The sequence below is a fragment of the Acidobacterium capsulatum ATCC 51196 genome (assembly GCF_000022565.1).
Taxonomy (GTDB): domain Bacteria; phylum Acidobacteriota; class Terriglobia; order Terriglobales; family Acidobacteriaceae; genus Acidobacterium; species Acidobacterium capsulatum.
The window spans coordinates 1,528,979-1,541,923 of record NC_012483.1 but is presented as its reverse complement, the minus strand read 5'-3'; the positions used below and the strand labels follow the sequence as shown (position 1 = coordinate 1,541,923).

6 protein-coding genes are annotated in these 12,945 nt (G+C 57.5%); 2 read left to right on the top strand and 4 right to left on the bottom strand.

Features of this window, described 5'->3' with window-relative positions:
* Window positions 1-4: 4 nt before the first annotated feature.
* From ACP_RS06210 to ACP_RS06200, 3 genes are all read right to left on the bottom strand, one after another.
* A complete protein-coding gene (locus tag ACP_RS06210; RefSeq protein WP_015896439.1) occupies window positions 5-643 on the bottom strand; it encodes a GntR family transcriptional regulator in 639 nt (212 codons plus the stop codon).
* A gap of 352 nt (window positions 644-995) precedes the next feature.
* Entirely contained in the window at window positions 996-1,637 is a 642-nt protein-coding gene (locus tag ACP_RS06205; protein WP_015896437.1) for a response regulator, read from the bottom strand.
* An 18-nt stretch (window positions 1,638-1,655) separates the two neighbouring features.
* Window positions 1,656-4,592 (bottom strand): sensor histidine kinase, encoded by a 2,937-nt coding sequence (locus tag ACP_RS06200; RefSeq protein WP_169305936.1) that lies wholly within the window; start codon window positions 4,590-4,592, stop codon window positions 1,656-1,658.
* 428 nt (window positions 4,593-5,020) lie between these two features.
* On the opposite strand from ACP_RS06200, the gene ACP_RS06195 reads away from it, so the two are divergent.
* Both ACP_RS06195 and ACP_RS06190 read left to right on the top strand, forming a co-directional pair.
* Complete coding sequence (locus ACP_RS06195) at window positions 5,021-9,379, top strand: Ig-like domain repeat protein (RefSeq protein WP_169305935.1); 4,359 nt, start codon at window positions 5,021-5,023, stop codon at window positions 9,377-9,379.
* 179 nt (window positions 9,380-9,558) lie between these two features.
* Window positions 9,559-9,987, top strand: a complete 429-nt coding sequence (locus ACP_RS06190; protein ID WP_148215059.1) for a hypothetical protein — start codon at window positions 9,559-9,561, stop codon at window positions 9,985-9,987.
* A gap of 1,761 nt (window positions 9,988-11,748) precedes the next feature.
* Here the strand turns inward: ACP_RS06190 and ACP_RS06175 are convergent.
* Window positions 11,749-12,918 carry a phosphatidylinositol-specific phospholipase C1-like protein gene (locus ACP_RS06175; protein ID WP_015896433.1) on the bottom strand — a complete coding sequence of 390 codons (1,170 nt, stop codon included), beginning with the start codon at window positions 12,916-12,918 and terminating at the stop codon, window positions 11,749-11,751.
* Between the last annotated feature and the right edge of the window lie 27 nt (window positions 12,919-12,945).

Below are 12,945 nucleotides of genomic sequence, written 5' to 3'. Positions count from 1 at the left end.
CCTTCTACCCCGCGGCGCGTTCGGGGGCTAGCGTTCGGCGGATGGGATTCGTTTCCGGCGGCTCTGCTTGTGATTGACTTGCCCCCATTCTTCGCCCGTTTCTGTGTGACCTGACCCCGCGGCTGACTCGTAGATACTGCGCGAGGTTGCGGCGCAGCGCCGGAAAACCTGCGATGCCGCTTGCCGGGTAATGCAACAGGTCCTTGCCTATCTGGCGTAGTACACGGCCTCGCAGGCGATTCCACATGAGCAGCGGAAAAAGCCCGACGTCAGGCTGGCAGGGGCGAAATGGCCGCGGGGACCGAATGATAGTAGAGGCCAAGCTGCTCTCAGCGTCGAGCGAACTGCGGCGGCGCGCCGGTGCGCGCTCTTGAGTCTTACGAGGAAGCGCGCCGAGGGCACAAACAAAGAAGCCTGAGCGGGGGCGGGACTCCATGTAGCCCTCGCTGATGAGCCGATCGTAGGCGTAGACGACCGTGTTGCGTGAGACGTGGAGTTGCGCCGCCAGATCGCGGGTGGAGGGCAGCATCTCATGCGGGCGAAGCATGCCACGCTGAACCTGATCGCGAATCTGACTGGCGATCTGGTCCTGCAGCGTCGCTTCACCGGCCCGGTCGAGCCAGATGCCGCCGAAAGCTTTCATGGTTTCTCCAGCTTAATGCGAGCCGGGGAAAGTGTGAAACAGCCTCCATACGGTTTGTGCCTCTCCAGATGCAGCTCCGTTTTTCCCGAGCAGACAAAGCTGCTTTAGTGCGGAAAGCAATCGCCGTTTCCGTTGGGCCGTCCCGGCATGGGTGTTTAGCTGGAACAAGATGCGAGTCAACTGTCTCAGGAGGATAAAAGCTTCATCGCAAGGACAAAGCGCAAAAGCAGCTCAGACTGGCCTTCGATACTGTGAGATGACATCCGCTTCGGCGTCTGTGCCCGCAGCCGCGTGCGAATAGATCGCGCAGCCGTGCGTATTCGTCTCAATGTCCGCGGAAGGGCTGCGTTGCTCAGGAGTCGAGCAGGCCCCGCTGAATGGCAATGACTACGGCCTGAGTGCGATCATTTGCCTGCAGTTTAGACAGAATCTTCTTTACATGCATCTTGACCGTGTTGTCGGTCACGAAAAGGAGGCCGGCGATCTCTTTGTTGCTCTTGCCTTTGGAGATGAGGCTCAGAACTTCCAGTTCGCGCTCGCTCAACTTCTTGGAAGTAATGTATTGTGTCAGTTTCTCCGCAGCCTCAGGAGAAAGACAGCTCCCTCCGCGAGCTACATGCCGCACTTGTTCGGCCAGGGCCGCACCATCGATGCCCTTCAATAAGTAGCCGCGAACCCCCAGGCTGATGGCAGTATGGATCGAAGCATCCCCTTGTGCGGAACTGAAGACGAGGATCCGTGCCTCGGGGTCGAATTCCAGAATTGCGCGCGCGACATCGAATCCACTTTGATCGGGAAGGCGTAGGTCGAGCAGCACAACGTCTGGCCTCTGCTCCTTATATATTTCGATAGCCTGCCGTCCATTAGCGGCAAGACCCGCGACGGTCATTTTGTGGCGAAGCAGGACACCGGCAAGCCCCTCGCGCACCATGGGGTGATCATCGACAATCAGGACCGAGATCTCTTGTACATTCTGTGTGATCCCTGAAGACACGTCTATGACTGCTCCTTCTTAGTCTTTTCTTCGCATATGCCAGAAGCGGCTGGTTTTCACTCGGAGAATCACTTTTGTTCCATCCCCGGGGCTGCTCTCTATGGTCAGCGATGCGTTTATTCGTTGCGCGTGCGCTTGCATGCCGCGGAGACCAAAATGGCCGGTGCGGCCATGTTCCAGAAGATTCTGGCTCATTCCTTGCCCGTTATCTGCAATCGTCACCTCAAGCATGTCAGGCAAATACGAAACTGTCACTGTAACATTTTCAGCCTGGGAGTGGCGAAAAGCGTTGGCGAGGGCCTCGCGGCAGATCCGGTACACTTCATCCCTGATGAGTGGATGCACCTTGCGGACAAGTCCGAAGCTGCGCATCTCAAAGTGCGGTAACTCGGATAGCCGGAATTCCGCCTCGGCATGACGTAGCACGTCCGCAAGGCTATATTGTGTGACCGCCGTGGAGTGCAGATTTGAGACCATGTTGCGGCTGCGTGCAATGGTTTCTCGCATGCGCCCGGCAAGTTCGGCGAGCGTTTTCCCCGAGGTCTCCGGCTGTTCGGCAATTTGGAATCCGATCAGTTCCAATTGCAAAGTCGCGCCGATCATGTCTTGAATGACGGTATCGTGAATCTGGTATGCGATGCGCTCACGTTCTGCCACGCGCTCCTGGAAGCGCATGCTGAGCCGCTCCGCGCGTCGATGGGTCAAGCGTCGTGTCGCTTCGACCAGCGCGGCGGCCGCCAGAAGAATCATGCATGCAAGAAACCAGCCCGTCTGCCAGAAAAACGGTTGCAGCGTGATGTGTACGGTTGCAGGATGAAGACTGCGGTTGCCGTCGCGTCCGATCGCGATGACCTGGAAGGCGTAGCTTCCGGGTGGTAATCCAGTGTAGGAGACCTCGTGTGCGGTGCCACCGTTGATCCACTTGTGATCCCATCCTGACAGCCGGTAACGAAATCGAACCTGTTCCGGCGCGATGCTCGCAGGAGCGGTGTAGGTGAGCGTCAGGCGATGGCGGCCCGGTGGAACGGTGATACTGCTGGTCGCCAGGCTCAGGCGGTCATCCACTGAAATCGTATTCGTGACGGCTCGAGCCCGCGGTTCAGGAATGAGGTGCGGGTTCACAACCGCCAACCCTTTTGGCGTTGCAAACCATATGCGGCCATCAGTGGATCGAAGCGCGCTGGTGGAGTTCATGGGGAGCAGCGAGCGGCTCTTCAGGCCGTCTGCTTCTGTAAATATCTCCGGGTCAATATGTCGCAGTTGTCCATTGGCGAAGGCTTGCCATTGGACGCGCGAGATGCGTGCGATCACTCGCGTCGTGGCAATCCATAAATTGCCTTCGCTGTCGCCGACGACGTCGAGAATCATGTCGCCGGGCAGACCGTCTTTTTGCGTCAGCATGCGGCCGTTGCGTTTCATGCTCGTACGCAGCAGGAGGCCGTCCATCGTGCCGAGAGCAAGGCCGCCGGCGGGCCATGCGATGCAGAGAATGGGGGCCGGTGCGGTAACGAGATTCTGGAAGTGCGTGCCATTCCAACGGTGCAACTTGCGCGCGCCGCCAACCCAGACGTCTCCATGGGGATCCACAGAAATCGCGCCAACAAAGTTGCCGGGAAACCCCTGGCCGGCGGTGATATGAGTCACGCGGTCGTGTTGCAAGCGGAAGAGGCCGCGATGTTGAATGCTGAACCAGACACTGCCATCGGGAGCATTGACTGGATTGCTCACATAGCCATGCGGGATGCCACGCATCTTGATGAACCGTCCGCCGTGGAAAACGAAGATTCCGTAATCCGCGATCGCGATGGCTGGCATATTTCCGTGGTTGTAGAAGCCGCGAACCTGTCCCGGAGGCAGGCCTGCCGATCTTCCGAAGTGGCTCCATTGGCCATTTTTGAAGCGGATCACGCCCCCTTCGAGTGTTCCGCCCCAGATGGAGTGATCGCTTTGTTCAAAAGCGGCATCCGTCTGATTGGCGGCTGCGGCAAGCCCTGGAATATCGGTATAAGTGGTGAAGGCGCCGTGGTGAAGCCGTTGCAGTCCGGCAATTGTGCCAATCCAGATGTCGTTATTCCGGTCCTCAAAGAGGACGCGTGCATCGTCACTCGCGAGCCCTTGCGAAGCGGTAAGAGTTTCTACATGCCCATTGGATTCACGGCTGATGCCGTGGAGACCGCCACTCGCCATCCAGAGACGGTGCTGGCGATCGACCATCACGCCCACAAAGTTGCCGAGGCCCGGATGGTGCACACGCGCGAAGCTATTGCCGTCGAAGCGGAAGAGGTGGTGCCCGTCACCGGCCCACAATGTGCCGAAGCGGCTGGTGTAAAGGAGTTGGCAGCCGGGAAGCGGATAGGTTGCCGCGACAACCAACCGGTTTGCCTGCAGGTGCATTCGATAAACGTTCGCACGGTCGGTGATCCAGAGATTGTCTTCCCGGTCTACTGTCATGTCCTGCGGCGAATGCACTGTCATGGGAAGAGTGGCTGGAATGAGCTGATCGTTTTGGGTGCGGTAGACCTTGCCGTTTGAACTGATCCATACGCCGCCCTGCAGCGTGCGGGCGATGGATTGCACGGTATAGTGCCTGCGCCCGTGTAAAAGAATCGGCACAAAGCGATGATGTACGTAATGGAAAAAACCGTTGAAGGCACTGACCCAGAGGCCATCTCCGGAATCCCGGACGAGCGCTCCTATATCGTCTTCAAGTTCCGGCGGCCCGTTCCTGGTGAAGTCCTGAAAGTGCAGTCCATCGAATCGAACCAGACCGTTCATGGTGCCGACCCATAAAAATCCATCCGGTGTCTGCGCGAGCGCTGTAATAAAGTTCTGCGGCAAACCCTGTGCTGTGGTCCACGTAGTCAGGACTTCGTGTTGAAGAGGAACTTCGCCAGCGCATGGCGTAGGAGCGCTGCCTGCTGCCACAAGCAGCAGGATCGCGAACCAGCGCAGCACTCCTGAATCTCTCGGCAGCATCGGCTTCGTATCTGATTAGCATAAGCGGAAACCAGACGCCAGCCGTATTGCTTCGCGGCCAGGTAAATTGCCCGATCGAATCAATCTCTAATTCTGCGCATGGATACGCATCCTTATACCCTTTTGGGTAATTGGAAAACTACCCTTCGTTTCATGCAGTGGCTCCGTTACGTGGGTGTTAAGCTTGCAAAAATTTCAGGGCAGGGTAGTGCATGCTGCGCAATTGTTCTTCTTCCCTTGCTCCTTTCCCCATGAAAGCTCAGATGTTGCACCCACGATTTTCGGAGGCATTTTCCATGAAGGTTCGAGGTTGGATCAGGTCGCAGCTCAGTGCGTTGGCGGCCGCTCTTTTCCTGTTTTGTCCCCTGTTCAGCTATGCTCAGGCAAGGCCTCAAATCACGCAGGCCGTGAACACAGCCCAGCGCAAGCTACTACCCGGTTCGGTTCGCAAGTTGCCCTCCACCGCAACCGATATGGGGACTGTCAGCGGCAGCCTGGCCATGAAGAACATTCTGCTGATGCTGCAGCCCTCGGCCGCACAGCAGGCTGCGCTGCGAGAGTATCTGCAGGAATTGAACAATCCAAATTCTCCGAATTACCACAAGTGGCTGACGCCTGCGCAGTATGCGGCGCAGTTTGGCGTGGATGATACCGACATTCAGACCATCAGCGGCTGGCTGCAGTCGGAGGGGTTCAATGTAGATGCGGTTTCTGCCGGCAAGAACTGGATTCGCTTCAGCGGCACAGCCTCACAGGTGCAGAGCGCATTTCAAACCCAGGTGCATCAGTTCTCCTGGAATGGCAGCGCCCATTACGCAAATACCACGGCGGCTTCTATTCCGTCAGCACTCGCTCCGGCCGTCCAGGGCGTAGTGAGCCTCAATAACTTTATCTCCCGCCCTGAACACACAACACCGGTACAGCTATCACGCAATACACAAGGCAAATTGGTGCCTGCCGTGGATACAAATATCGCTGTCAAAGGTGGCAGCTCTTCGCCATCATTTACCTCCGCTGGCTCTCAGGTAGAAAACTTTCTGACCCCTGGTGATTTTTCGACGATTTACGATACGCAATCGTTGATCGCTTCCGGCACAGATGGTTCTGGAGTTTCGATTGCGGTGGTGGGGCGCTCAGACATCAGTCTGTCCGACATAGAGGCGTTTCGTACGATCTTCGGTCTGCCGTTCAACGACCCGAATGTCATCTATGCAACCACAGACCCGGGCGATGTATCGGGGGATGATGTGGAGGCGTCACTGGACACGGAGTGGGCAGGAGCAATTGCTCCGAAGGCCAAAATCAACTACATCGTGGGAGCCAGCACCAACACGACCGATGGAGTGGATCTGGCAGCAGCCTATGCGGTCAACAATGCGGTCTCACCGATTCTGACGGTAAGCTTTGGGCTTTGCGAAGCGGATATGTCAGACGCGCAGATTGCTTTTTACCAGATCCTTTGGGAACAGGCCGCAGCGGAAGGCATCACGGTTCTTGTCTCCTCGGGAGATGCCGGGGCAAGTGGGTGCAACGCTCCGACCAATGCCTCGACCGTCTATGGATTTGGCGTCAATGGCCTTGCTTCGACGCCCTATAATGTCGCCGTTGGCGGAACGGAGTTTTCCGACACAGACACGAATACCTACTGGAATCTCGATAACTCCGCCACGCTTTCCTCCGCAAAGGGGTACATCCCTGAGGCCGCCTGGAACGAGTCGTGCGCCGGAGCACTGGACCCCAGTGCCACGAACTGCGCATTTCCCCCGTATTACATCTACTCTTACGCCGGAGGAGGTGGGGCCAGCTCTTGCGCGACTCGAACCACAGATCAATATGGAGATGAGTATTGCGCCGGTGGCTACACAAAGCCGGACTGGCAAACAGGAACCGGTGTTCCGCAGGACGGTGTACGCGATTTGCCCGACGTGTCACTGGCGGCGGCCTCTGAGCATGACGGCTACTTCGTCTGCTATCAGGGCAGTTGTCAATGGACCCAAAATGCGGATGGCTCCATCACTCTGGATTCCGCTTCGGTTGTGGGCGGTACTTCGGCTGCATCGCCCTCCATGGCTGCCATTATGGCATTAGTCGAGCAGGCACATGGGCAATATCTGGGCGTGGTGAATTACGAGATGTACAAGTTGGCTGCGCAGTCCGGAGCAACCTGCGACGCCAGTCAGCGCAATGATCCAACGCAGAGCGCAAGCTGTATCTTCAACGATGTGACACAAGGCTCCAATGCTGTGCCCTGCTTCTCTGGTAACCAGGATTGCCAGGGAACAGATCAGCCTGTGCAGGTTGGCGTGAGCTTACCGGCCGCCATTTTCCCCCCAGACAGTTTTACAGACGGGCAGGCTACAACCACCGGCTATGATCTCGCCACCGGACTTGGCTCTGTGAATGCCGCTAACCTTGTGAAGGCATGGGGCACGCTGAGCACCGCTGCGTCCAACACGACACTGAAGGTCTCACAAACCACGTTCCAGCATGGAACTTCCATTACGCTGAGCGGTTCGGTCACCGCCGCCTCCGGCAGTGGAACGCCCTCCGGGCAGGTGCTGGTAACCGCCAGCTCTACCGGAGGAGGAGTAGCCAGCGAAACGCTTTCCAGTGGAGCGTATAGCGGCAGCACCATCGATCTGCCCGGCGGCACCTATGATCTGGTGGCCACCTACTCTGGCGATGAGACGTTCGGCTCCAGCAAGTCCGCTCCTGTTTCCGTGACGGTCTCGCCAGAAGACAGCACGCTCACCGGAACCAGTTATGCCTACAGCCGGTTCTATATCCTCGGCCGTCGCCCTGTTGTGCAGCTATCGGCCACGCAATTTGGAATGACCTTCTGGCTGCAGGTACAGGTACAGGGCGCTTCCGGCTCTGAAGCTGCGACAGGAAGCATCAGCCTTGCGGTAGGCGGCAAGACCTTCGGCACGTATCCCGTCAGCAAAGAAGGCAAAATCTACGTGCAGTGCGGGCCGGAGACCGAGTGCGATTTCGCACCAGGGAGCTACACGATCACTGCCAGCTATTCCGGTGATGGCAGCTTCAATGCCAGTACCACGACCTTTCCATTCACCGTCACCAAAGGCTCGGCCACTTGGGAGACCAGGGCCAACAACACGACGCCGGTGGCCAATAGCCAGGTGATCGGCTATGTATATTTCAGTGGCGATCCAGCGACGCCGCCCAGCGGAACCGTCACACTCACCCGCGACGACACCGGCGCGGTACTGGGCACAGCCACTATCGACAAGACCGGCACGGCGACCGTTCCTTTCATCGCTCCGTCTGGTTCCTACTTCCTTGACGCAAGCTATAGCGGAGACGATAACTACAGCCCCGGCTACCAGGTGTCGAGCCAGCAGATTGTCACGACCGACAACGGCGGCACCAAGAAGGACACCGTTGCATTGAATCTCGGAGCCAGTGCATTCGCACTGGGGCAGCACACACAGGCTACCGTTACCGTCACGCCAGCTCAGGGCGAAACGGGAACTCCGATCGGTTACGTCACGCTCTACTCCAGTTCAGGCCCCATCAGTGGTCAGATGGAGTTGGCCGGCGGCCATGCGAGTGGTGTAGTGGAATGGGATAGCGTCGGATCGCAGCCTGTCTATGTGGTGTATGGTGGCGATGGCAAGTTTGCCGGGGGCAGCAGCCCGATGACCACGGTGACCGTGGCACAGGGCGTACCGGCCGTGACCGTACAACCCGAAGCCGGCTACGTTGCTGTAGGCGGTCAGGCAAGTGTCACCGCACTGCTGAGCAGTTCGTTGGTCTCGACGAGCGCTCCCGCTCCGACCGGCAGCATTCAGTTCTACGATTCTGTCAACGGGGGCACGGCCAAGGCGATCGGCACCGCGCAGATGGTGACGAACGGCAACGGAGGAACGCTGGTAGCAACGCTCGCTCCAACTCTGCCGCAGGGTGCCAACGTGATCACCGCGGTCTACTCCGGCGATGCGAACTGGAAGAGCGCTACCTCGGCGGCATCCACTCCGATCGAAGTGACAACGCCGGACTATACCGCCACAACATCCGCATCCTCTTTGACCGTGGCTGCCGGAGAAACCGCATCGATTCCAGTGAGCACGCAGAGCATTCTTGGTTACAACTCGCCGGTTTCGCTGAGTTGTGGTGGCACGTTGCCTGAAGGGGTGACCTGCAACACGGTTCAAATCACGCCGGGATCCACCGGAACCGTCACACTGACCACCGTTGCGCCTGGCACCAACAGCACAACTACAGCCATGGCGCATGGATGGCTATGGCCTGTCTCTGGAACGGTCAGCTTCGCCGGACTATTTCTGCTGTTCCTTCCAAACCGCCGCCGGTTGTCCAATCTCGCAATGGTGTTGGTTGCCTGCGGATTCATCGGTCTCATCGCGGGCTGTGGCGGCAACTCCGTGGGTAATACGCAGATGTCGATTTCCTCTTCTAATACCAAGGTGGCGTCAGGGTCGAGCCTGACCCTGCAGGCGACGATTCTGGCTACCCACAAGCTGAAGGGAACTGTCGCATTCTTTGATGGCAACTCGCAAATCGGGGATGCGGTGATCCCGGTCAACGGTGTGGCAACCGTACAGACAAGCTCTCTGGCGGTGGGTACTCATGCCATTACGGCGAAGTACTCGGGCGATAGCGATAATTCAGCCAGCACCAGCAGTAACACGCTGGAGCAGACGGTCACCGGAAGCTTTAACCTCACGGTGAACGCGGCTTCGGGATCGATTACTCACACGCTCACCATCCCAGTCACCTTGCAGTAATTGTCTGCCTCCTGGCAAAAGAGCAGCCCAAGGGCTGCTCTTTTTTATTCCATTGCGCTATTGTGCGCGCGCAGATAAAGTGAGGGGCCTGGTTTTTCGATACCAGTTATAGGGTTAGTTCTCGGCTTGTTTCGACGAAGTTTACTGTTGATTCCAATTCTCAAGGGAAGATCACTTCAGTGTCCGCCTCTTCCACTGTGTCAAACGTATCCGGCTATGCGTTTTCGGGTTCCCAGTTGAGCACCATGGGGGCGAACATCGGAATGATTCAGCAGGGAGGTGTCGGTCTTGGGTTGGGGGCGAATACAACCGAACTGCTGACCTCCATTGCCACCAAAGAAACACTCATGGGAGCTGCTCCTCCTGCCGCTGGGGAACCTGCTTTTAAGAATCCAGCAATCAATCCTCTACAGCTATCCGGCGGACGCGCGAATATGAACGTGCAACACAACATCACCGGCGGCCTGGGCGTTGTCCAGTGGGCCGGAAGGCCATCAGACTACGATCCTAGATCAACTTACACGCGTTTCAGCGGTCAGCCTAGCGGGGTCGTTGATCTGTTCATGAAGTTCTACAACGGGCTTCAGGAACAAACGACGCAGCCTTAAGCCGGAAAGGACTATTGAGTGCCGGGGGTGAACATGTTCGGGATGAAAAGATCAGGTCCGAGTGCCATATGCGTTGCAGTCGCACTGTTGGTCTGTGGTTCAGGCTTACGGAGAGCGTCTGCACAGCAGTTGCCAGAAAAGGTGCATCATGGGGGCAGCAAATGCTCGGAAATGAGCAGGACGTTTCCCTTGACGCTACCAAATGAAAATCAGCGTCCTGGTCCCGAGATGACCCTACGTGTGCAGCTCCGACTTGATGCGGCGGCTACAGTGTCAGTTCGTGAATTACAGGTTCCTACGGATGCCGGAGCATATGACTCCACAATCTCCATCAGAGATGCAAACGGGAACCAGAAGTTCGATGTTCCAGCTCTGATTAAGGGGGGAGATGGCCTGCGGCTGTTCCGTGTTCGTAGAGTCTGCGATCAGTCAGGTCAGCCTCTGCTTGTTCTGGGTCTCACAGCGGGATGGACGGATGCAACTCAAGGCTTCATAGTCATCAGACGCTCCGCTGGCAAAATCCAAGTTGATGGCTTACCGCTCGTCGGCCACGGCAAGCTCGTGGTTTACCGGAAATCCCCGTCAGAGATGGAGCTCTGGTCGGCCTCCGGGCAGGGCCTTTGCGAAGCGTGCAAGAAGCCGTATGTTGTCCGGACGTGCAGGCTCACTGAAACGACCCTATCATGCAGAAAGCCAGGACGGCTCACTGCTCCGATGAGTCCCAACGTCATAACGGCTGACATCATCGAGGTAAAGTAGCTCCTGGCGAATAAGCCTGCGGTGCGCGTAGCCCCTTCCGGCAGTCGGGGCAGGTCATCCAAAGGGCAACGCTGCTAAAGCGGCGGCTGGCAAGGTGTGGACGCGTCACCCACAAAGAGAGTGCTGTGTCTAAATCGACTGAGGTTCGACTTTGCCGGGCCTGCCCGTCATCTCAGATTGTCTTCGGAGACGAGGGCGCAATCTGGAGCGCGGTTAGTGAGTGGGCTCTGTATCTTACTGATTCTCGACGGGGCTCGTTATGATCCGCGCCGCTTTAAGTCTCGTGGAATCAGTTTCTAGCGGTCCTCATCATCCAAAGTTGAATGCCGCGAAGATTCCTGTTGAGCCCGCGGCATGTTTTCACCTTCCAATCCGATCAGAAGCGCTCTCTGGGCTGACTGAACAAAGAAAATGCATCCCGATATTCATCCTTTAATGACGAACCCCTCTGGCAGCAATCTCCTGCTTTCCGTAGGGAGCGAACTTGACGTCGCCTCATAGCGTCTCCAGACATTGGAAAAGGGCTGATCCGCCACAGTCAGCCCCTTCGCTCGCAGGATGAAAAGTTGATGGCATTTTGGTGGCAAATTGCGCCCAGAATGCCGGTTTATGCCTCCTCTGCCGACCTATAACCCTTTTAGAATCATGATCCGGCTGCTTCTCGGCCATCTTCACACGGTGGAAGTCGTAAGTTCGAATCCTGCTGCGCACACCATAGAATCAACAAGTTAGAGGCAGGCTTCCCGGCGGACTGGTAGCAATTGGCAGCAAAATCTCCGTTCCGCATTCGGAATCCGTTTCAGGATGCGCCTTCTCCTCCTCTCCTTTCCGCAGTTTCTCGTAGGCCGCTCCGACCATCGCCACCACGCTCTCCGGCAGTTCCTGTACGTACTGGTTGGCGATCGTGTCCGCCTTGGCATGCCTGAGGTGCGGAGTTACCCAACAAGCCGGCTCACAGAGAGAAGCCCTCTCCGCGAGCCGGATGAGGAAGAATTTTACGGACTAATGAGCTGATCGGGTGCCGGGGAGATCAGAACTGATGCATCCCTTCGGCTTCAGAACAGGATTGCAGCGGGCGGCTTCATTGCCCGGCAGTTCTACCTCGTAGCCGCTCGCGGCCTTTTCCGAGGCCGGATAGTCCGTGCTGAGGATCTGGGCGCCACTGGAAAGTACTTCGTCGCGCCGCGAGGTATCGTCGGCTGGAGCCTGCTTGCCCGGTTCATCGGTTCGAGTGCGAATCAGGTATCCCTGTTTGACGAGGGCATTGATTTGCGAGGCAGATGCACTGTTCTGTTCAATGAATGCGGCGTCCGGCTGGCCGGGCGTGGCATTGGTAAAGAGCACGCGACCGCGCAGTGAAGGATGTCCTGCCAGGTAGGCCGGCCCGACGCTCTTCTGGTCAAGCAGAAAGACTACCTTACCGCGCGCCTTTGCAAGGGTGGGCCAGTTGTCCGCTTTCACCGCCTCATTCAACGTGGCATACGAGCCGCGAACATCGTCTGGAGTAATAATTTCACGCCGGGGGAAGACCGAGAGAATCGCCCGGTCCAGGTTGTTCAGCACATCGGTGGTGAAGGGGAGCGGGGTGACGGTCGGAAAGCCAACATGCTTCAGCTTATGTTCCTTGGTCTCCACAAGGATGAAGACGGGCAGATGGCGGGGATGCTGGTGTGACCAGCGACGGACTTCTTTCAGGCACTCCGTAAACGGCTCGCAGTTGCTGCGATAGTCCACGTCTTGCACGTGCAGCACTTTGAATCCCGGCTTTTCCATCACGTGGTGGGGATCGAAGGGCGGATCCGCGGGCAGTCCTGCCTGCGCAATGAGCGTTTTTCCGTAAGGATGCGCGTACATTCCGCCCTTGGGGTCGGCGAAGACGTCGATTTCAATCTGCCGCACTCCTGCGTTCAGTTGTACTGCCAGCTTTGGGTGGCGATAGTTGAGAGCGGCGTAGGCGCGCGGATTCATCTTCTTCCACAGCTTGGTCGCGCTGGGCCCGAAGCCGGCATGGTAGCTGTTGTGCGTGCCAATCACCTGGATCTGGTTGATGCGGACCTGTGCGTCTGTCTGCGCCATCGCTGTGCGCGCCATTCCGGGCACCACGGCGGCAAGACAGAGCGCGATGGCGCGCATCTGGCGAAGTGCTTTTTCTGATTTCCCTGGCACAGTCATTTTTCCCTTCTTCACTGCAAGCTCCTT

What these genes read in the sequence shown, in the direction of transcription:
- ACP_RS06210 (WP_015896439.1), bottom strand. Translation starts at nt 643, where the DNA reads ATGAAAGCTTTCGGCGGCATCTGGCTCGACCGGGCCGGTGAAGCGACG.
- ACP_RS06175 (WP_015896433.1), bottom strand. Translation starts at nt 12,918, where the DNA reads ATGACTGTGCCAGGGAAATCAGAAAAAGCACTTCGCCAGATGCGCGCC.